This is a genomic window from Burkholderia pyrrocinia (genome assembly GCF_003330765.1).
GTDB classification, from domain to species: domain Bacteria; phylum Pseudomonadota; class Gammaproteobacteria; order Burkholderiales; family Burkholderiaceae; genus Burkholderia; species Burkholderia pyrrocinia_B.
Genome location: NZ_CP024904.1, coordinates 493,715 through 514,088, shown reverse-complemented (window position 1 = coordinate 514,088; position 20,374 = coordinate 493,715). Strand labels below are relative to the sequence as shown.

At 67.4% G+C, this 20,374-nt stretch carries 19 protein-coding genes; 7 read left to right on the top strand and 12 right to left on the bottom strand.

The genetic code is table 11. The annotated features are described in order from the left end of the window. The first annotated feature begins 22 nt into the window (after nucleotides 1-22). Entirely contained in the window at nucleotides 23-346 is a 324-nt protein-coding gene (locus tag CUJ89_RS35405; RefSeq protein ID WP_114182081.1) for a TfoX/Sxy family protein, read from the top strand. A gap of 84 nt (nucleotides 347-430) precedes the next feature. Then, nucleotides 431-1,342 carry a hypothetical protein gene (locus tag CUJ89_RS35400; protein ID WP_114182080.1) on the top strand — a complete coding sequence of 304 codons (912 nt, stop codon included), beginning with the start codon at nucleotides 431-433 and terminating at the stop codon, nucleotides 1,340-1,342. 25 nt (nucleotides 1,343-1,367) lie between these two features. On the opposite strand, the gene CUJ89_RS35395 is transcribed toward CUJ89_RS35400, so the two are convergent. Both CUJ89_RS35395 and CUJ89_RS35390 read right to left on the bottom strand, forming a co-directional pair. Next, nucleotides 1,368-2,522, bottom strand: coding sequence for a branched-chain amino acid ABC transporter substrate-binding protein (locus tag CUJ89_RS35395; protein ID WP_114182079.1), 1,155 nt, complete (start codon nucleotides 2,520-2,522; stop codon nucleotides 1,368-1,370). 37 nt (nucleotides 2,523-2,559) lie between these two features. Next, nucleotides 2,560-3,789: an NAD(P)/FAD-dependent oxidoreductase gene (locus CUJ89_RS35390; RefSeq protein WP_114182078.1), complete on the bottom strand. Its 1,230-nt coding sequence runs from the start codon at nucleotides 3,787-3,789 to the stop codon at nucleotides 2,560-2,562. Nucleotides 3,790-4,019: 230 nt separating this feature from the next. On the opposite strand from CUJ89_RS35390, the gene CUJ89_RS35385 reads away from it, so the two are divergent. Further along, nucleotides 4,020-5,432, top strand: a complete 1,413-nt coding sequence (locus CUJ89_RS35385; RefSeq protein WP_114182077.1) for a PLP-dependent aminotransferase family protein — start codon at nucleotides 4,020-4,022, stop codon at nucleotides 5,430-5,432. A gap of 10 nt (nucleotides 5,433-5,442) precedes the next feature. On the opposite strand, the gene CUJ89_RS35380 is transcribed toward CUJ89_RS35385, so the two are convergent. After that, nucleotides 5,443-7,617 carry a DUF4132 domain-containing protein gene (locus CUJ89_RS35380; protein ID WP_114182076.1) on the bottom strand — a complete coding sequence of 725 codons (2,175 nt, stop codon included), beginning with the start codon at nucleotides 7,615-7,617 and terminating at the stop codon, nucleotides 5,443-5,445. Then, complete coding sequence (locus tag CUJ89_RS35375) at nucleotides 7,610-7,924, bottom strand: helix-turn-helix domain-containing protein (protein ID WP_114182075.1); 315 nt, start codon at nucleotides 7,922-7,924, stop codon at nucleotides 7,610-7,612. Before CUJ89_RS35375 ends, CUJ89_RS35380 begins: the two co-directional genes overlap by 8 nt. A gap of 455 nt (nucleotides 7,925-8,379) precedes the next feature. Here CUJ89_RS35375 and CUJ89_RS35365 point away from each other — a divergent pair, with 455 nt between their 5' ends. Continuing rightward, nucleotides 8,380-9,804, top strand: a complete 1,425-nt coding sequence (locus CUJ89_RS35365) for a PLP-dependent aminotransferase family protein (protein WP_114182073.1) — start codon at nucleotides 8,380-8,382, stop codon at nucleotides 9,802-9,804. A 176-nt stretch (nucleotides 9,805-9,980) separates the two neighbouring features. Here the strand turns inward: CUJ89_RS35365 and CUJ89_RS35360 are convergent, their stop codons facing one another. The 3 genes from CUJ89_RS35360 to CUJ89_RS35350 all read right to left on the bottom strand — a co-directional run bounded on the left by CUJ89_RS35360 (nucleotide 9,981) and on the right by CUJ89_RS35350 (nucleotide 11,909). Next, complete coding sequence (locus tag CUJ89_RS35360; RefSeq protein WP_265341779.1) at nucleotides 9,981-10,214, bottom strand: glutathione binding-like protein; 234 nt, start codon at nucleotides 10,212-10,214, stop codon at nucleotides 9,981-9,983. Nucleotides 10,215-10,351: 137 nt separating this feature from the next. Beyond that, nucleotides 10,352-11,152, bottom strand: a complete 801-nt coding sequence (locus CUJ89_RS35355) for an alpha/beta fold hydrolase (RefSeq protein WP_114182475.1) — start codon at nucleotides 11,150-11,152, stop codon at nucleotides 10,352-10,354. A gap of 115 nt (nucleotides 11,153-11,267) precedes the next feature. After that, the gene (locus tag CUJ89_RS35350) at nucleotides 11,268-11,909 is read right to left on the bottom strand and encodes an HD domain-containing protein (RefSeq protein ID WP_114182071.1); all 642 of its coding nucleotides are present in this window, start codon (nucleotides 11,907-11,909) and stop codon (nucleotides 11,268-11,270) included. A 132-nt stretch (nucleotides 11,910-12,041) separates the two neighbouring features. Here CUJ89_RS35350 and CUJ89_RS35345 point away from each other — a divergent pair, with 132 nt between their 5' ends. Further along, on the top strand, nucleotides 12,042-13,079 hold the full coding sequence (locus CUJ89_RS35345; protein WP_114182070.1) for a GlxA family transcriptional regulator: 1,038 nt from the start codon (nucleotides 12,042-12,044) through the stop codon (nucleotides 13,077-13,079). An 8-nt stretch (nucleotides 13,080-13,087) separates the two neighbouring features. Here CUJ89_RS35345 and CUJ89_RS35340 read toward each other — a convergent pair whose 3' ends face one another. The 5 genes from CUJ89_RS35340 to fdhD form a co-directional block, all read right to left on the bottom strand. Continuing rightward, nucleotides 13,088-13,345, bottom strand: coding sequence for a MoaD/ThiS family protein (locus CUJ89_RS35340; protein WP_114182069.1), 258 nt, complete (start codon nucleotides 13,343-13,345; stop codon nucleotides 13,088-13,090). 52 nt (nucleotides 13,346-13,397) lie between these two features. Then, complete coding sequence (locus CUJ89_RS35335; protein WP_114182068.1) at nucleotides 13,398-13,970, bottom strand: molybdenum cofactor biosynthesis protein MoaE; 573 nt, start codon at nucleotides 13,968-13,970, stop codon at nucleotides 13,398-13,400. Between the two features lie 45 nt (nucleotides 13,971-14,015). Then, the gene (gene moaA / locus CUJ89_RS35330; RefSeq protein ID WP_114182067.1) at nucleotides 14,016-15,140 is read right to left on the bottom strand and encodes a GTP 3',8-cyclase MoaA; all 1,125 of its coding nucleotides are present in this window, start codon (nucleotides 15,138-15,140) and stop codon (nucleotides 14,016-14,018) included. A 199-nt stretch (nucleotides 15,141-15,339) separates the two neighbouring features. Next, nucleotides 15,340-16,554: a molybdopterin molybdotransferase MoeA gene (locus CUJ89_RS35320; RefSeq protein WP_114182066.1), complete on the bottom strand. Its 1,215-nt coding sequence runs from the start codon at nucleotides 16,552-16,554 to the stop codon at nucleotides 15,340-15,342. Further along, nucleotides 16,551-17,423 carry a formate dehydrogenase accessory sulfurtransferase FdhD gene (fdhD, locus tag CUJ89_RS35315; protein ID WP_114182065.1) on the bottom strand — a complete coding sequence of 291 codons (873 nt, stop codon included), beginning with the start codon at nucleotides 17,421-17,423 and terminating at the stop codon, nucleotides 16,551-16,553. The genes CUJ89_RS35320 and fdhD overlap by 4 nt, the downstream gene beginning before the upstream one ends. 408 nt (nucleotides 17,424-17,831) lie before the next feature. Between fdhD and CUJ89_RS35310 the strand changes: the two genes are divergently transcribed. Together CUJ89_RS35310 and cydB are read left to right on the top strand one after the other, a co-directional pair. Continuing rightward, entirely contained in the window at nucleotides 17,832-19,232 is a 1,401-nt protein-coding gene (locus tag CUJ89_RS35310; protein ID WP_114182064.1) for a cytochrome ubiquinol oxidase subunit I, read from the top strand. 3 nt (nucleotides 19,233-19,235) lie between these two features. Further along, on the top strand, nucleotides 19,236-20,243 hold the full coding sequence (gene cydB / locus CUJ89_RS35305; protein WP_114182063.1) for a cytochrome d ubiquinol oxidase subunit II: 1,008 nt from the start codon (nucleotides 19,236-19,238) through the stop codon (nucleotides 20,241-20,243). Nucleotides 20,244-20,374: the final 131 nt, after the last annotated feature.

Below are 20,374 nucleotides of genomic sequence, written 5' to 3'. Positions count from 1 at the left end.
TGATTCGATAACGGAGCATCCGATGGCATCGAGCCAGGGCACAGTCGATTTCATCGTCGAGCAGATGGCGGCGGCCGGTACGGTATCGGCCCGCAAGATGTTCGGCGAATACGGCATCTATTGCGACGGCAAGATGGTCGCGCTCGTGTGCGACGACCGGCTGTTCGTCAAGCCGACGCCCGAAGGCCGCGCGTTTCTCGGCGCCTGCGACGAAGGCCCGCCGTATCCGACCGCGAAGCCGCACCTCGTCATCGCCGGCGATCGCTGGGACGACCGCGAATGGCTGTCGGCGCTGATCCGGATCACCGCCGCGCAGTTGCCGGTGCCGGTGAAGCGGCGCCGATAGCGGCCGTGCGCCGTGCGCGACGTCGCACAGGCGTATTCTGTGACACATGCGCGCGACCAGCGCGCGCCCGGCGGGAGCACAAAAATGGAGACATCCGAACATCCGCGCGGCACGTGGCTTGCCCGCCGCACCTGGCACGCGCTCGTCGCGGCCCTTTGTGTCGGCTGGAGTGCGCTGTCGTTCGGCGCGGGCGATGCGGCGGCGCTGCTCGACCGTTACCACAGCCTCGGCGCGCAACTGAAGGACAACGCGTTTCACCGGCCGCTGACCCTCGAATCGTCGGAGGCAGCGTCGTCGCTGAAGGGCGACATCTACGCGGTGGTCGACTATCCGTTCGCGGTCGTGAGCGGCCAGCTCGACGATCCCGGGCAAGGCCCTGCGAACTGGTGCGCGGTGCTGATCCTGCACCTGAACACGAAGTACTGTCACGCGTCGAGCGGCAGCAACGGCCCGGTGCTCGACGTGAACCTCGGCCGCAAGATCCAGCAGAAGCTGTCGGATACCTATCGCGTGCAGTTTCGTTATCGCGTCGTAGCTGCGGCACCCGACTACTTCCAGGTCGACCTGACCGCCGACAGCGGCCCGATGGGCACGAAGGATTACCGGATCGCGCTGGAGGCCGTGCCGGTCGGCGCGTCGCGCACGTTCCTGCACCTCACGTATTCGTACGGCTTCGGCACCGTCGGCCGGATGGCGATGAAGACCTACCTCGCGACCGTCGGCAGCGACAAGGTCGGGTTCACGACCATCGGCGGCGCATCGGCCGCGCAGCCGCAATATGTCGGCGGCGTGCGCGGGCTGCTGGAGCGCAACACGATGCGCTACTACCTCGCGATCGACACGTATCTCGCGACGCTCGACAAGCCGCTCGACCAGCGCCTCGCGCGCTGGTTCGACGCGACCGAGCAGTATCCGCAGCAACTGCATGAAGTCGACAAGAGCGCGTATCTGCAGATGAAAGCGCAGGAGGTGCAGCGGCAGCAGACGGCGCGATAAGCGGCGCTGTCCGCCGGGTTGCCGCTCAGTTCGACGCGCCGCCGACCGTGCGGATGCTGTGCCACTGCCCCTGTTCGACGCGGAACAGCGTGTAGGGCGGCTTGATCAGGTCGCCACGCTCGTCGAACGAGATCTTGCCGGTCACGCCGGTGACCGACACGCCCGGCAAACTCGCGACGAGCTTGCCGCGATCGACCGAATCGGCCTTGTGGATTGCCGCGATCATCGCGAGCGCCGCATCGTACGCGAACGGCGCATACAGCTCGACGTCCTGGTTGAAGCGCGCCTTGTAGCGCTGCGCGAACGCGACGGCGGACGGCAGCTTGTCGAGCGCCGGCCCCGGCTCGAGATCCTGCGTGCCTTCGCCCGAGCTGCCGGCGATCTTCAGGAATGCGTTGCTTTTCAATGCGCCGGCGCCGAACAGCTGCGCGCGAATGCCGAGCGAGCGCATCTGCTTGATCAGCATCGCGCCCTGTTCGTCGAGCCCGCCGAAGAAAATCAGGTCGACGTTGTTGCTCTTCATCGTCGTCAGGATGCCGCGGAAATCGACCGCCTTGTCGTTCGTGTATTCGCGACCGACGATATTGCCGTGCGCGTCCTTCACGCCTTTCTCGAATGCATCGGCGAGGCCCTGGCCGAACGCGGTGCGATCGTCGATGATGCCGATCCGCTTCGCCTTCAGCTGCTCGACCGCGAAGCGGCCGGCCACCACGCCGCCGATACCGTCGTGCCCCATCGTGCGGAACACGTTCTTGAAACCCTGCATCGTCAGTTGCGGATTGGTCGAGCCGGGCGTGATCATCGCGACGTTCGCCTGCTTGTAGACGGCCGACGCGGGAATGCTGCAGCCCGAGTTGTAGTGGCCGACCACGCCGACCACGCCGTCGTCGACGAGCTTCTGCGCGACCTGGATCGCGATGCGCGGATCGGCCTGGTCGTCCTGTACGTCGAGCACGAAGCGCACCGGCTTGCCGCCGACGGTCGGATGCTTCGCGTTCTCCTCGTCGAGCGCGAGCTGCGCACCGTATTGCAGATCCTTGCCGACGCGCGCGACCGGCCCCGTCAGCGGGCCGGCGAAGCCGAGCTTGATGGTTTCGGGGTCCGCGCCGTACGCGGATGCGGCCGCGGCCGTGCCGAGCGAGCAGACGGCCAGCCAAACCAGCCAGTGACGACGATTCATGATGATTTCCTTGCGTTGGTTGAAATCGCGGCGCGCGTCAGAATCGCGCGGCCCGGTACGGTGCGAGGTCCAGCGGCGGGGCGCGCTGGGCGACGAGGTCGGCGACGATCCGCCCGGTGATGCCGGCGAGCGTCACGCCGAGATGCTGGTGGCCGAATGCGTGGATCACGCGCGCGCTGCGCCGCGCGCGGCCGATGACGGGCACGCCGTCCGGCAGCGTCGGCCGGAAGCCGAGCCAGCTGCGCGTCGGCGCGCCGAGCGACGGCAGCGCCTCGCGGGCCGAGCGGGTGAGCAGCGCGACGAGCGAGCGGTTCATCGGGGCGTCGAAGCCGCCGAGTTCGACGGTGCCGGCCGCGCGCAGCCCTTCGTCGAGCGGCGTCATGTAGAAGCCGCGCTCGGCCCAGCCGACCGGCCGCGTGACGATCTGCTCATGGGCGGCGAACTGCACGTGATAGCCGCGCTCGGTATCGAGCGGCACCGCGTCGCCGCAGGCGGCCGCGAATTCGCGCGAGCGGGCGCCCGCGGCAATGACGACGTGATCGAACGCACGCACCGAGCCGCCCGCATGCACGTTCACGCCGTCGCCGGCGGGCTCGATCCGCTCGACGCGCTCGCGTTCGAGCGTCGCGCCGCCGGTTGCCAGATGCGCGAACAGTTCGCCGAGAAACCCGTGCGGATCGGAGAAATGCCAGCTTCCGTCGAACAGCACGCCGCGCGTGAAGATCGGCGCGAGCGCGGGCTCGAGCCGGCGGATCGCGTTCGCGTCGAGCGTGTCGAACGACACACCGAGCCGGCGCCGCAGCGCGAGCGACGGCTGCGCGGCGTCGAACGATGCCTGCCGCGCGTACAGGTACAGGCATTCGCTCGGACGCACGAACGCCGCGAGCCTCGGCGCGGAGAGCAGCGGCGCATAGCCGTCGGCGGCACGCGTCAGCAGCGCGGCCAGCGCGCTCGCGCTGCGTTCATGGCGCGCGGGCGTCGACGCGAGCAGGAACCGCGCGAGCCACGGCGCGCCGCGCAGCAGGTACGGCCAGCGGATGCGCAGCGGGCTGTCGGCGGCGAACAGGAAGTGCGGGATGTCGCGGAACACGGACGGGCCGTTCACCGGCACGCAACCGTACGGCGCGAACGTCGCGGCATTGCCGAACGACGCGCCATGGCCGACGCCGGCCGGATCGAACAGCGTCACGCGATGCCCGTCGCGCTGCAGCCATGCCGCGGCGCCGAGCCCGATGAAGCCTGCCCCCACGATGGCGACGTTCGCCATGACGTATCTCCCCGGTCCGCACGATTCACACAAAGATGGGATTAAGAATCACACAGTAATTTTTTGTGTGCAATCAACAAAAGATTGTGTGGCGCTAGCGTTTACCCGATTTCAACTGGCTGATTCGATAGACTTTTCGGCTGACGTTTGACGGGGAGGGGATGTCATATACAATCGCTGGGCAGGCAAAAATGGCAGACAAACGCTTTTTGTGTGGTCACAGGCGACAAATGGCATCAGACAAACTTTCCGGCGAGCGCGACAGCGGTGCGCCGGCGCAGGCGAAGCGGCCGACTTATGTCGAGGTATCGAGCTCGATCGAGGCGGAAATCCGCAGCGGCATGTATCCGCCGGGCAGCCGCCTGCCGCCGCAGCGCCAGCTCGCGACCGAACTCGGCATCAACGTGTCGACCGTGTCCCGCGCGTACAAGGAACTGCAGTTGCGCGGCCTCGTGATCGGCAGCAAGCGTCGCGGCTCGCTCGTCACCGGCGGTGCGATGCCGAGCATCGAGCCGGCCCGCGCGTCGCTCGCAGCGGGCAACGGCGTGATCGACCTGACCGTGAACCGCCCGGCAACCGGCGAGTTTCTGGCGAGCCTCGCGCAGACGTTCGGCACGCTGCCGAACGACCCGCGTTTCGCCGCGCTGCAGGAATACCAGCCGCCGCAGGGGCCCGAGTGGGCGCGTGCGGCCGGCGCGCAGTGGCTTGCCGCGCCCGGCTTCGCGCCGTCGCGCGACCAGGTGGTCGTCACGAGCGGTGCGCAGCACGGGCTGTACGCGGTGCTGAACAGCCTGATCGGCACCGACGGCGTGATCGTGGCCGATCGGCTCACGTATTACGGGCTCAAGGCGCTCGCGCCGGTGTTCCAGTTCGAGATCGTCAGTGCGCCGGCCGACGACGACGGCCTGCTGCCCGACGAGATCGAACGGATCTGCCAGCGCATGCCGGTCAAGGCGATCTTCGTCGTGCCGAACCTGCAGAACCCGACCGTGACGACGATGAGCCTCGCACGGCGGATGGCGCTGGTCGACATCGCGCGGCGGCATCACGTGACGATCATCGAGGACGACGTATACGGGCCGCTCGTGCGCGACCGGCTGCCGGCGATCGCGGGGCTGTGCCCCGAGCTGACGTTTCATATCGGCGCGACCTCGAAGGTCCTCGCGCCGGGGCTGCGCCTCGGCTACCTGAGCTGCCCGCGCGACAGCGTCGCGCTGTGCGCGGAAGCGGTGCGCACGACCGCGTGGATGCCCGCGCCGACGTCGATGCTGATCGCCACGGTGTGGATCGAGGACGGCACCGCCGAGCGGATCATGGGCGCGCAACTCGCGGAGATCCGCGCGCGCGTCGATCTCGCGCGGGAACTGCTGCCGGCCGGGCAACTGAAGTCCGACCCCGCGTGCATGTTCGTGTGGCTGCGGCTGCCGCCGCCATGGCGTGCCGACGACTTCGCCGCGAACGCGAAGGCGCGCGGCGTGATCGTGATGCCGTCGTCGACGTTCGCGGTCGATCGCGCGGAAATCGAGCACGGCGTGCGCATCAACCTCGCGTGTCCGGCCACGCGCGACGAGCTCGTCAACGGGCTGCGGATTTTGTCCGGCACGCTGAAGGACCGGCCGCGCGCGCTGTTCGGCTCGATCTGACGGCGGCTGGTCAGGCGAGCAAGCCCGCGACGACGTCGACGATCCGCTGCAGCAGCGCTTCGTCGTAAGGCAGCCACGGCACCGCGCGCAGCGGCGATGGCGGTGGCTCGATCGCGGCATCGACGGGCTCGCCGTCGCGCGTCACGCGCCCGGTCGCGCAATGCACCGACCACGCGCCGACGCGCACGTGGCGTTCATCGATCGTCATCCTGCCTTGTGCAATCGGCTCGGCGAACACGAGCGACAGCACGTGCTTGCGATGCCGCGCCATCACGCCCAGCGGCAAATCCGACAGCCGGTTCAGGCGCTGCCAGCGTTCCGTTTCCATTTCGCGCAGGCGAACCGGGTCGATCGTGAGCGCGGCGGCCGCCGCATGCGTTGTGTCGTCGTCGAGCGCGAACGCGGAGACGCTGACGAGCAGGTCGACCGCGCGCGCCACTTCCGAGAACACGACGCGATCGATCTCGCCGATCGGCAGCGGCACCCAGCGCCGTTCGTGCCGGCGTTCGAAGTGCAGCCGGCGCGACGTGCCGTGGCTTTCGGAACCGGGATAGAGCCGTGCATCGACCAGGAAGGTTGCGCGCACGTCGCCGAATTCGCGGACGAGACCGTCGTCGTATGCGCGGATCGACCAGCCTTCGCGGCGCGCGACGCCGAGCAGCGGCCGGCTCGACAGCACGTGACCTTCGAACATCGCGGAATCGCTGGCCGCGGCGTCGCCGTCGGCCGGCACGTAGTACTCGCGGAATGCCTGCCTGACCGGCTGCCGGAGCGCGCGGCCAACGACCGCGCGCTGCCACGCGAGCCGCTCGTCCGCAGCGGCCAGCAACGGGTGCCATAAGCGAATGTCGCTGTCGTCGGCGACGTCGCACGCGTGCCCGGCCGCATCGCGCAGCACGACCTTGCCCTTCGCGATCTCGGGCATGAATGACCGCGCGGTGCCGTCGCGGCTGCGCGCGTGCCAGATCATGCGCGCGGAGAACGCGGCGCCGGCCGGCGCATCGACGAGCCGCTCGCGCCATTCGGCGTGGCCGAGCGTCATCGGCTGCCAGAAGCCCGCTTCCATGCACGCGGCGAGCATCGCGAGCTGCTTCTTGTCGGGCTTCGCGTCGAGCGTCATGCGCAGCGCGGTATGCGGCCGCTCGCCGAGCGCGCGTTCGGCCGGCTTCAGGTTGCGCGCGAGCTTCTTCTGCACGCCCGCATGACGCACGGCGGCCAGCGCGTCGCGCAGCGCGCGCACGCTCTCGGGCGTCGGGATCGTCTCGACCGCATGGCCGAGTGCGATCGCGAGCGACTGCGACGGCGCCGTCTTCGCGGCCGTTGGCGCGACGCACACTCCCGTCAGCAGCGGCCCGATCAGCGGGCGCAGCCAGGCTTCGTCGCGGTAGGCGGCCACGCGCGCCGCGCGTGCGACGACTTGCGCGTCGTCGGTCGTGAACGCGCGATCGGCCTCGTACGGAACAGCGCCGGCATGCAGCGCCGCGACTTGCCGCGCGGCCTCGGTCAGCGCGTCGCGCGCGAATTCGACGTACGCGACGTCTTCCGCGAGCGTGATGGCCGGATCGCTGAAGTCGATCCACAGCCGCTTCGGCGCGAAATAGCCGTCGTTCGTCGCGGCCAGCGCGAGCAGCGCGGGCGGCCCGAGCTCGGGCAGCACGTCGAGTTCGCGCACGCGAAACGGCGAATCCGCCAGCGCTTGCGCATACGCGTCGCGTCGCGCCGAGAAATCTCGAAGGCCGGCGAACCAGTCGAGCGCATAGGCGCCGTACGCGGACGCGGCGCGCAGGCCGCCTTCCTCCGGTTCGCCCGCGATGCGGGCAAGTTCGGCCTGCAGCGCGGGCGACGGCAGCGCGTCGAGGCAAGGCAGTTCCTCCAGCGCGCGCTGCCATGCGCCGGGCGGGATGTCGCGGAACAGTTCGAGCGCGGCATCGGCGTCGACCAGCGGCACGAGGCCGAGCGCATCGATCTGCCCGCGCAGCCAGCGTGCGAATTCGGCGCGCGGATCGTCGTACGCGTACTCGCGCTGCATGATCTCGCGCTCGGTGCGACGCAGCGCCGGCCAGACCGCGCCGAGCGTGTGCGCGTCGAGCGCGGACAGATCGATCGGCGTACCGGTGAAGCGCGGATGGTCTGCGCTGCCGGTCAACCGCGCGACGAGCAGGGCGGCAAGATTGCGGTCAGTCATGCGCGGTCTCCTTGCCGGCGGCGCGCGATGCGCGGACGTCGGCGCGGTGGCTCGCGCGTGCCGATTCGCGTGCGAGCAGTTCGTCGCCCGCATCGGGGAGGTCGACGACGATCCGCACGCCGAGCCCCTGCAGGATCCGGAACACCATGCCCCACTGGACGGTGTCCGCGCCGCGCTCGGCCTTGACCATGAACGACTCGCTGACGCCGAGGCGGCCGGCCGCGTCGTTCTGGCGCCATTTCTGTACTTTGCGGGCGGCGCGGATCACGCCGCCGAGGTCGGATGCCTGTTCGATCGTGTGCTGCATGGTCTGACTCCACCAATGAAAACCGTGCGATCGCACAGTATTGCACCCCGATTGCGACAGTCGGACGAAAGGCCGTGCGGCCGGCGCTTCAGGGCGGTTCAGCCCGGTTCAGCCGCGCCGCGCAAGGCTTCCGGCCGCACTGCCATTTCATAAGATGTACAGTTCTCCCGCCATGCGCGATTCGCGCCGAACTGTACTCTTGTTCGCATGATCGATGTGTGTACTCGTCGCCGACTGTTCTGCTTTTAAGATTCAACCATCAAGTGCACAGTGCCGCAGATCCAGTTGGTCCGGACCCTGTCGGCGCATCTTCAAGAGAGAGCCAGTGCGATGGAAAAGGCAAAACCGGAGGGAAAGATCAGGAATCACGACGGCCCGGTCGGCGGGCGGAACGCGTGCGACGCGGACGCACACGGCATGGCGGCGCGGCTGCGCGTGCGGGCGGAGGGCGCACGATGAAACTCTATGAAAAACTCGCGGACGACATCGAGCGCCTGATCCGCCAGGGCGTGTACCGGCACGGCGACCGGATTCCGTCGGTGCGGCAGGCGAGCCAGCAGCACCGGATCAGCATCACGACCGTGCTGCACGCCTACCTGCTGCTCGAAAGCCGCGGGCTGCTGGAAAGCCGGCCGCAGTCGGGCTATTTCGTGAACCTGCGTCGCGACGACAGTCACGCACCCGTGCGCGAGCTGCGGCCGTCGAAGCCGATCGCGATCTCGTCGTCGGTCGACGTGAGCCGGCTCGTGCTGTCGACGCTGCGCTCGATCGGCACGGACGACGCGGTGCCGCTCGGCTCGCCGTATCCGGACCCGAGCCTGTTTCCGTTCGAGAAGCTGAACCGCTACGCGTATGCGGCCGGCCGCGACAAGTCGCTGTGGGGCGTGACGGACGGGCTGCCGCCCGGCCATCCGCGGCTGATCCGGCAGATCGCACGCCGCTACCTGGAAAACGGGATGTCGGTGGACCCGAACGAGATCATCGTGACGGTCGGCGCGACGGAGGCGATCAACCTGTGTTTGCAGGCGGTCGCGAAGCCGGGCGACACGATCGCGGTGGAATCGCCGACGTTCTACGCGATGCTGCATGCGATCGAGCGGATGGGGATGAAGGCGATCGAGGTCGCGACGCATCCGGAATACGGGATCGACATTGCGGCGCTGGCGGCGATCGCGAAGTCGCAGCCGATCGCCGCGTGCATGGTGATGCCGAACTTCCAGAACCCGCTCGGCTTCCAGATGCCCGACGAGCGCAAGCGCGAACTGGTGGAGTTCGCAACGAAGGCCGGCATGCCCCTGATCGAGAACGGTGTGTATAACGAACTGTATTTCGGCGATACGCATCCGAGTTCGCTGAAGTCCTACGACCGCAGCGGGATCGTGCTGCATTGCTCGTCGTTCTCGAAGAGCCTGACGGCCGCGTACCGGATCGGCTGGGCGTTGCCGGGCCGCTATCGCGATCAGGTCGAGAAGCTGAAATTCCTGAACACGCTCGCGACGCCGTCGCTGCCGCAACTGGCGATCGCGGAGTTTCTCGAACGGGACGGCTACGAGCATCACCTGCGGCGCTTGCGCAAGGCGTATGCACAGCAGGCGAACCTGATGCGTGCGATGGTGTCGCGGTTCTTTCCGGAAGGCACGCGCATCTCGAGCCCGGCCGGCGGGTACGTGCTGTGGGTCGAGTTGCCCGCGCAGGTCGATGCGATGCGGTTGTACCAGCTTGCGCTGGAGCAGGGGATCACGATCGGGCCTGGCTACATGTTCTCGATCACGGACAGCTACCGGAACTTTATCCGGTTGAACTACAGCAGCCCGTGGTCGCCGGAGGTCGAGCAGGCGGTGATCGCGGTCGGCAAGCTGGCCGCGGCGTGCATGCGGTGAAGGGGGGGCGTAGGGCGTCTTGCGCTTCAACGACGGAGCCGGCCTTGTGCCGGCTTTGTTTTTTTGACGATACGGTAGCGCCGCCGTATCAATCGCCGTCAATCGCGCCGTTCCAGATACGCGCGGAGGTTCAGGAACTTCGACGCGCTGCAGCCAGCTGCGCAGCGGATGGTCGACTATCTGGCGAGCCGGGCCCAGGGTGCCGCGATGTGCGACGGGGCGTGAGCGCCGCCCGGCCGCGCACCGATTTTCGTGTACCAGGCGTGAAGCAGGGGCAGCGCGGACCAATCGAGCGCCTGTCTCATGGCAAAGGCGCTCGTATAGGCGGCGATGTCTGCGAGCGTGAACGTATCGCCGGCGATGTACGCGGTGTCGGTCAAGAAGCGTTCGGCCTGAACGAGCGCGTCGATGGCGCGACCGGCAAGCAGTCGGGCGCCGGGTTGCCGCCTTTGTCACTTCACGCCGCGCGCCTCGGCGGTAACGGGCCGCCGATCAGCGCGATGAATCGCGTGGCCTGCAGGCGGTGAACCGTTTTGAGGGCGGACCTTCAGGCATCTCCGTGAAGTGATATCCCCGGTTGTTCCATGAATTGTCGAATGGCCGTTGCGATCGCAACTGGATCTTCGAGGGGAGAAAGATGCCCTGTACCGGGGAGCACCAGCATTCGGGCTGCCGGGATTCGCGGCAGCAATTCGTTCTGCAGTGTCTCCGGCCGATCGACCTGATCGAGTTCCCCGGCGATGACGACGACGGGTACGTCGATCGACGTGACGTCAGCGGTAATGTCTTCGACCATGCCGCCGAGCGGCCATGCGCGCTTCGCCTGCGGTGCGCCGCGCAGGCTGTCGGCGATAACCTGTTCGCGAAGTTCCGGCGCCAGCCTTTTCGCGGTGAGTACGTTGTCGAGCGCCCAGCCGATCGACTCCCGGGTGTCGTAGATTTGGGCCATCTCGGCACGCTGCTCGCTGGAAAAGTGCATCGGTGACGGCGGCGACGGTGCGACGAGGACGAGGCCCTCGAGTCCCGGCGGCCGGCGCGACGCGAACAGCTGCGCGACCTTTCCGCTCATCGAGTGGCCGACAATCACGTAGCGTTCGAGCTTCAGGGCTTCAATGACGTCCTGCACGTCGTTTGCGAGATCGCCGATCGCATAACCCTGCTCGGGCGCGTCCGAGTTGCCCCAACCGCGGTGGTCCATGCTGACCGTTCGATACCGCCCGCCCAGGTCATGGATCACGCCGTTCCAGGTTCGGCTCGACCCGCCGTAGTAATGCAGAAACAGGAGCGCCGGTTCACCGTTCCCGCGCTCGTCCGTATAAATTCGCGTTCCTCGAGTCTTGACATGCATGTTCATTCTCCAACTATGCAGATTGCTTTAGATGCCTGACGGTTGCCATGCACATCACTGGTGCGAGAAACCGGTGGATGGTCGCTGCGAGGGAGGGGGCTGGCGATAGGTTGCGTCAGCTTTCGAACGGCGCATCATGAATCAGATCGCATACGTCCGGAATGTCGAAACCGTGTACGTGGCGCCGGCCGATATCGGCGATCCCGGTGCCGACGGTCGTATGAGGCTTTTTTCTGGCGACTTCAGCCAGCGCTTCGGTAAACGCTGCTTTAAATCCGACGCGAGGATAGAGCGCGAGCGTGTCGTCGATCAGCGATGGCGTGACTTCGTCGAGAAACAGTCCGAAGACGTCGAGGTGGGCACCCATATAAACGAGCGCGATTTCCGGCTGCTTGCGATCGGCGAGGCCGCCGGCAGAGTGAAGCGCGATCGCATCCCACACGAGTTCCGTTTTCGCTTTCGGGTAGTCGTGGGCAAGCAGGATGCGGCTGGCCGCATCGGCACCGTCCACTTCGAAGCGCTGGTCGGCGGAAAATTCGTTCGTGAGGCCAAGGTCGTGAAGCAGCGACGCGAGATACACCACTTCCCGGTCGTATTTCAAGCCCCGCTTCCTGCCCAGGAATTCGGCGAACCACCAGGTCCGGTGCACGTGATGCATCATGGCCGGGGAATGGACCTGTTCGACGAGGGAAGCGGCCTGGGCGGCAATCTTCGAGTCCGGCGCACTGACTTCGCCGATAACCACGGGTTTAAGCACGGTATATCTCCAGGACATGCAAAGTAGCAGAGTTGCCCAGTCTAGGCGGCGCGACGATGGCACAAATGACAGATACAGGACGATTTCTGCCACAATTGCCTGCCCGAACGCCCTGACACGTGGACCGCGCTCATGAGAAAACCGACGAAACCGGTCGCCCCGCCTGCAGACGCGGGGCAGAAGCGGGTTGTCATATTGGGTTTGCCGCCGGTGGACGCGCTCGACGTGATCGGCCCGGCGGAAGTATTCGCGTGGGCGAATCAGCTTTACGGCGGCGGTACTGCGCCGTACGTGCTCGAACTGGTCTGCTCGGCTGCCGATAACCACTTGGACAGCGAAACGGGCATCGGGCTCAGAGGGCATAGCACGCTCGAGCAGGAGCGTCGTGACAACAGACCCATCGACACCTTGCTCGTGACGACGGGCTCCAGGACGTACGAACAGGTTGATCGGGCCGCGATAGAGTGGCTTCGAACGCGCTCGCCGACAGTGCGTCGCGTGTGCTCCATCTGTGTTGGCGCGTTCGCACTCGCGGCCGCCGGCCTGCTGGACGGACGCCGGGCGACGACGCATTGGGGTGTCGCCCGGCGCCTGGCGGAGCGCTATCCGAAGGTGCAGGTGGACCCGGCGCCCATCTGGGTGAAAGACGGCAACGTGTATACGTCGGCCGGCATCTCGTCGGGAATCGACCTCGCGCTCTCGCTGGTTGGCGAAGATCTGGGAAACGACTTTGCGCTGGAAATCGCGAAGAATCTGGTCCTGTTCTTGCGCCGCCCGGGCGGACAGGCGCAGTTCAGCTTCGCACTTCAGTCGCAGCACGCACACGATTCAAGTCTGAACGCGTTATGCCTTTGGATCGGCGAGCATCTGCATATGGACCTCACCGTCGAGATAATGGCAGCCAGGGCTTCGACCAGCGTCAGAACGTTGATGCGGATGTTTCAGCGGGAATTGCAGACCACGCCCGCGAAATATGTCGAAAACGTCCGGCTGGAGGCGGTTTGTCGTTCGCTTGCGCTGGGCGAGAAATCGATGCCCGACATCTGTCGCCGGAACGGGTACCGTAGCGTCGATGTGTTGAGAAAGGCGTTTACACGCCGCTTCGCGATGAGCCCCACGGAATACGCGCGCCGCTTCGGCGAGAGCGCCGCACCGAAGCAGCGCGTTTGACGCGCGTCTTACCCGCCCGTCACCGGCGGAAAAAACGCCACCTCGCTATCCTCCCGCACGACGAATCCCCCCGTCACCATCTCGAGATTCACGGCCGCCCGCACGGGCCGGTCCATCCGCAGCGCTTCCGCGCTGCGCGCGTCGCGCGCGGCGAGCGTGCTGCGCAGCGCGTCGATGGTGAGTTCTCGCGCATCGATCTCGACGATTTCCTCGTCGAGATCGAGTTGTTCGCGAATGCTTGCAAAGTATTTGATCGTCAGTTTCATGGCGAGGTCGTGAGCAGGATCGGCGGAATCGGTAAACGCGAAGCGGGCGCGGTCAGCCCCAGCGCCGCATCGCCTGCTCGTCGTGCGACTTCGCCTCGACCCAGCCGGATGCGCCGTCGTGCCGGATCTCCTTCTTCCAGAACGGCGCGTGGGTCTTCAGGAAGTCCATCAGGAATTCGCACGCATCGAACGCGGACGCGCGATGCGCGGCGGCCACCACGACCAGCACGACCGCCTGGCCGAGCGGAATGCGCCCGACGCGGTGCACGATCTTGACCGCTTCGAGCCGCCAGCGCGCGCTGGCTTCCTCGACGATGCTCCACAGTGCCTGTTCGGTCATCGTCGGATAGTGCTCGACTTCCAGCGCGACGACGTCGTCGACATCGCCTTCCTTGCGCACGACACCGAGGAAATTCACGACCGCGCCGACATTCGGATTGCGAACGATCGGCGCAAGCTCGGCGCCCGCGTCGATCGGCGCGTACTGCACGCGCACTTCGAAACCGGCGGCAATCGCCGGCGGCGGCTCGGTGTGCGGGTCGGCCGCGTCGGCGGGATGCGGGTGGCTGCCGGCGCGCAACGGATCGTCCGGCAGCCCGGCGCGGGATTCGGTGAAGCTCGTCATGACGGTTCTCCTGTGGCGGTGCGTCGTGCGGCGCGCGGCGGCCCGTCAGCCGCCGACGAGCGACATGCGCACGGTCGGATAGGTCTTGCCCGGCGCGCGGGCCGGCCGTGCGGCCCGGCGCTCGGAATAGCGGTCGTCGCGCTGCGTCCAGCGATCGCGCACGGCGGCGGCGAGCGTGTCGACCGGCGCCGCATCGTCGAGCCACGGCCGCAGGTCGGTGCCTTGCGTCGCGAACAGGCACGTATAGAGTTTCCCGTCGGCCGACACGCGGGCGCGCGAGCAGGTGCCGCAGAACGGATGCGACACACTTGCGATGAAGCCGACCTCGCCCGCGCCGTCGATGTGGCGGCAACGGATCGCGGTCGCGTCGTGCGCCGGTTCGCCGACGAGCACGAGCGGATAGTGTCCGTCGATCAGCGCGCGCATCCGTGCGGCCGGCACGACCTTGTCGCCGGACCAGAAGCTCGCGCCGCCGACGTCCATGTATTCGATGAAGCGCACGGCCACGCCGGTATGCCGGAAGTGCCGCACGAGCGGCAGGATCTGGTCGTCGTTCGCGCCGCGTTCGATCACCGCGTTGACCTTGACCGGCGCGAGCCCGGCCGCCTGCGCGGCTTCGATGCCGGCCAGTACGCGCGACACGGGCACGTCGGTGTCGCTCATTCGGCGGAACACTGCGTCGTCGAGCGCATCGAGGCTCACGGTCACACGCGACAGGCCCGCGTCGCGCAGCGTGCGCGCCTTTGCGGCGAGCAGCGAACCGTTGGTCGTCAGCGCGATTTCGATGGGCTTGCCGTCGACGGTCGTCAGTGCGGCGAGCCGCTCGATCAGCGCTTCGAGGTTGCGGCGCAGCAGTGGCTCGCCGCCCGTGATGCGGATTTTTTCGACACCGAGCGACGTGAATGCGCGCGCGATCTTTTCCAGCTGCGCGAACGACAGCCGCTCGGACGACGGCATGAATGCATAGTCGGCGCCGAAGCTTTCGCGCGGCATGCAGTAGCCGCAGCGGAAATTGCACTGGTCGATCACGGACAGGCGCAGGTCGCGCAGCGGGCGGCCGAGCGTGTCGGACGTGCGGGGGAAGGCGCCGGGCGATGCGTCGCCGGATGAAGCGGCGGCGGCCGGTGTGGCGGAAGCGAGGGCGTTCACGATCGGTTCGTCGGCCTGCATGAGGTGAGCGGAGGGGCGTCGCCGATCGGCCGCGTGTGGGCCGACGTGTCGGCGCACGGGTCGTGACGAGCCTCATCGTGAGCATAGTCCGCCGGACTTTTCCGGCAGGGACACAATCGCCCCCGAATTGCAGGAATACAGTTCGCCGTGCGGGATGCGCGGCGAATGTGTTGCATCAGGCGGCTATGCGGCGTCGCGCTCATGCGAGCCAGTGCGCGAATTCGTAATACGGTACCGCGTCGCCGCGCGCGATGCGCCGCCCGGCCGGCAGCCGCGCGAGCCCGCTCGCCTGCACGAGCGACTGCAGCGTGCCGGCGCCTTGCTGCCGCAGCGTATCGAGTACGGGCGTGCCGCCGGGGCCGACGGCGCAGCGCACGCGCACGAAGCGCTCGCGCTGCGCATCCGGTTCGAAGTCGATGTCGATCGGCAGCGACGGCACGATCGGCAGGCGCGCGTCGCGCCCCTGCAGGCAGCGGATCAGCGGCGCGACGAACAGCGCGAACGCCGTCATCGCGGCGCCCGGGTTGCCGGGCAGCAGCACCACGGGCCGCGCGTCGAGCCGCGCGAGCGCGACCGGCTTGCCGGGCTTCATGCGCACGCCGGTGACGATGAACGATGCGCCGAGCGCGGCCAGGGCGGGGCGCAGCAGATCCTTGTCGCCGACCGACGCGCCGCCGACGCAGATCACCAGGTCGCAGCACGCGTGCAGGTCGAGCAGCGCACGATCGACGGCGGGCGCGGTGTCGGCCGCATGCCGGCGCATCGCGACGCTGGCTCCGGTTCCCGATACCAGCGCGGCGAGCATCGGCGCATTGCTGTTGTAGATCTGCTGCGGTGCGCGCGGCTGGCCGCACGCGACGAGTTCGTCGCCGGTCGTCAGGATGCCGACGCGCAGCGCCGCGCGCACATCGATGCGCACGAAACCTTGTGCGGCGGCCACGCCGACATGCATCGCGCCCATCCGCACGCCGACCGGCACGAGCAGGTCGCCGGCGCGCACTTCCTCGCCCCGGCGGCGGATATGTGAGCCGCTGCGCTGCGGCGCGTCGAACGCGACCCAGCCGTCCTGTTCGCGTGCGTGCTCCTGCATCACGACGGTGTCCGCGCCGGGCGGAATCAGGCTACCGGTGAAGAGGCGCGCGGCCGTGCGCGGGGCCAGCGGCGCCGGCGTATCGCCCGCATAGCAGCGCTGCGCGACGCGCAGCGGCTCGCCGTGCGCGAGGTCCGCGTGACGCACGGCGTAGCCGTCCATCGCGCTCTGGTCGGCCGGCGGCTGGTCGAGCACGGCGGTCAGCGGCGCGGCCAGCACGTGGCCGGCTGCTTCCGCGACCGGCATGGAGGCAGTTGCTTCAAGCGGCGCGAACGCGCCGGCGAAATGCTGCTGCGCGGTATCGAAATCGATCAGTGGTTTCATGAAGGGAAGGCCGGATGCGCTTGCGCAAGCGCCGGTGGGTCGGGATGAACGGCGTCGGGCGATACGTATTCGACGAAGCCGTCGTTGCGGCAGAAGCCGAGCAGCCGCACGCCGGCTTCACGGGCGACGTCGATCGCAAGCGACGTCGGCGCCGAAATCGTCGCGATCATCGGGATGCCGACCCGCGCGGCCTTGCGCACCAGTTCGTAGCTCGCGCGGCTCGACAGGAACACGAAGCCCGCGCGCAGGTCGGCGCGGCGGCGCGCGAGTGCGCCGATCAGCTTGTCGAGCGCGTTGTGGCGGCCGACGTCCTCGAACACGTCGAGCACGGTGCCGTCGCGGTCGCACCATGCGGCCGCGTGGATGCCGCCCGTCTCGCGCATCAGCGTCTGGCGGGCGGGCAACGCGCGCGCGGCGCGTGCAATCGCGTCGGCGTCGATACCGGCAGCCGCGCCGGCGGCATCGATGCGCGGCGGGTGCAGGTCGAGCTGCGCGATGCTTTCGATTCCGCATACGCCGCAACCCGTGCGGCCGGCCAGCGCGCGGCGGTGCGCCTTCAGCGCCATGAACGCCTGCTGCGACACGGTGAGCCGCACTTCGGCGCTGCCGCGCCGGCATTCGCTTTCGATGTCGAACACGTCCGACGCACGCTCGACGATACCTTCGCTCAGCGCGAAGCCGAGGCCGAACATGTCGAGGTCGATCGGTGTCGCCATCATGACCGTGTGCGAGATGCCGTTGAACACGAGTGCAACCGGCGTTTCGTCGACGACGCGATCGACGCTGTCGCGCGCTTCGCCGGCACGATGACGCGTCACATGACACGCGGTGCTGCCGGTCGGATCGTCGCGGCGGGTGCAGGACTCCATGCGGTTTTCTCCAGGCGGGGCGGCCGGTGGGTCGGCCGGGTTCGGCGCGTACGCCGAACGACGGGAATGGATGCTGCCGGGCGGGCCGTCGCCGCGGACAGGCGTTGGATGACATGTTAAGGGCGGTGGACAGCGCGCCGGATGCACAGCGCCGCAACGCAGAAAGCAGTACAGCTGGCCATCCCCGGAGCACGAAATGTGTTTTCCGTACACACATCTTCGGCGACGCAACGAGCACAGTTTCAGTACACGCTGCGGCGATTGCGAGTATCGTCTGAAACGCGATATCGTCATTCACGCTTCGACGCCGTGCGAGTGACCGTTTGTGTTCGCATGTGCCGTCGCCAAGCCGTCGCGCGATTTCCTGCTTCGGGCGGACGTCCTCACAACCACGAGCAAATTACGGTCATGGAAATCTTCGATGCGTTCCATCTCGCACGATTGCAATTCGCGTTCACGGTGTCGTTCCACATCGTGTTTCCCGCGATCAGCATCGGCATGGCGAGCTTCTTGGCGGTGCTGGAATGGCGTTATCTCGTCACTGGCGACGCCGCCTACAAATCCATGTTCCAGTTCTGGTCGAAGATCTTCGCGATCGGCTTCGGGATGGGCGTGGTCTCCGGCGTCGTGATGGCGTACGAGTTCGGCACGAACTGGGCGGGCTTCTCGCGCGTCGCGGGCAACATCACGGGGCCGCTGCTCACGTATGAAGTGCTGACGGCGTTCTTCCTCGAAGCCGGCTTTCTCGGCGTGATGCTGTTCGGCTGGCAACGCGTGAGCCCGCGCGCGCACTTCTTCGCGACGCTGATGGTCGCGGTCGGCACGCTGATCTCGACGTTCTGGATCCTCGCGTCGAACAGCTTCATGCAGACGCCGCAGGGCTACAAGATCGAGAACGGTCTCGTCGTGCCGGTCGACTGGTTCAAGATCATCTTCAACCCGTCGTTCCCGTACCGTCTCGTGCACATGACGATCGCGGCGTTCATCGTCGCGGGCTTCATCGTCGCCGCGTGCGGCGCGTGGCACCTGCTGAAGGGGCGTCGCGACGAGCCGGTGAAGCGCAGCTTCTCGATGGCGCTGTGGATGCTGCTGGTGCTTGCGCCGATCCAGATCGTCGTCGGCGATGCGCACGGGCTGAACACGCGCGAATACCAGCCGGCGAAGATCGCGGCGATCGAGGGGCTGTGGGAAACCGAGAAGGGCGGCACTGCGCTGAACCTCTTCGGGCTGCCCGACATGCAGGCCGAAACCACGCGCTATGCGATCCAGGTGCCGCACCTCGGCAGCCTGATCCTCACGCACAGCTGGGATGGCGAGATTCGCGGGCTGAAGGAATTCGCGCCGCAGGACCGCCCGTATTCGCCGATCATCTTCTGGACGTTCCGGATCATGGCGGGCCTCGGGATGCTGATGCTGCTGACCGCGCTGCTCGGGCTGCTGTTGAGAAAGGGCGGGCGCCTGTATGAAACCCGCTGGTTCCAGTGGTTCGTGGTGGGCATGGGGCCATCGGGCATCGTCGCGCTGCTGGCCGGCTGGATCACGACCGAGGTCGGGCGGCAGCCGTGGACCGTGTACGGCGTGCTGCGCACCATCGATTCGGTCGCGCCGCTCAGCGCGCAGCAGGTCGGCGTGTCGCTGCTGATCTTCGTGGTCGTGTACTTCCTGGTATTCGGAACGGGCATCTATTACATGATGAAACTGATGAAGCGCGGGCCGGCTGCACAGGCCGGATACATCGAGCTCCACCGGCATCCGGGGCTGCGCAAGAGCGCGCTGTCCACGCCGCTGAACGTCACCGAAGCGGAGTAAGTCATGCAAATCGATCTTCCTGTCGTGTGGGCCGCGATCATCGGCCTCGGCGTGTTCATCTACGTGATGCTGGACGGCTTCGATCTCGGTATCGGCCTGCTGTTTCCGTTCTTCGATGCGAAGGCCGAGCGCCAGGTGATGCTCGACACCGTCGCGCCGGTGTGGGACGGCAACGAGACGTTCCTCGTGCTCGGCGGCGCGGGCCTCTATGGCGCGTTCCCGGTCGTGTATTCGACGCTGCTGCCCGCGAATTACCTGCCGCTGGTGCTGATGCTGGTCGGACTGATCTTTCGTGGTGCGGCGTTCGAACTGCGCGCGAAGGCGACCCGCACGCAACACATGTGGGATCTCGCGTTCATTGGCGGCTCCGCGCTCGCGGCGTTCTGCCAGGGGATCGTGCTCGGTTCGCTGCTGCAGGGCATCCGGATCGAGAACGGCCGGTTCGCGGGCGGGCCGTTCGACTGGCTGTCGCCGTTCAGCCTGCTCTGCGGGATCGGCGTGCTCGTCACGTATGCGACGCTCGGCTGCGGCTGGCTGATCCTGAAGGTCGACGGCGAACTGCAGCGCAAGATGCGGCTGCTGATGAAGCCGCTCACGGGCGTGCTGCTCGGCGTGATGGCCGTGGTGAGCCTGTGGACCGTGATCGGGCTGCCGGCCGTCGCGCACCGCTGGTTCGGCAGCGGCAATCTCGGCTGGTTCGTGCCGGTGCCGATTCTCGTCGTCGCTTGCGTGTGGGGCATCTTCCACACGGTGAAGCGCCAGCACGAGGCCACGCCGTTCCTGCTGACGCTCGCGCTCGTGTTCCTCGGCTACACGGGGCTCGTGATCAGCATCTGGCCCAACATCGTGCCGCCGTCGCTGACGATCTGGGACGCGTCGTCGAGCCATTCGAGCCAGCTGTTCGCGCTTGTCGGCACCGTGATCGTGCTGCCGATCATCCTCGTGTACAACGCGATGCAGTACCGCGTGTTTCGCGGCAAGGTGCGCGAGGGCGACATCGGCTATCACTGAGCGGCGCGCGATGTGACGGGGCGCGGCGCGCGCGGGCGTATCATCACGCGCAGCGCTGTGCCCGGCACGGTACTTACCCGAAAGCGGCCCGCCACGCGCGGGCCGTTGCGCATCGGGCGCGATGCGAGCCG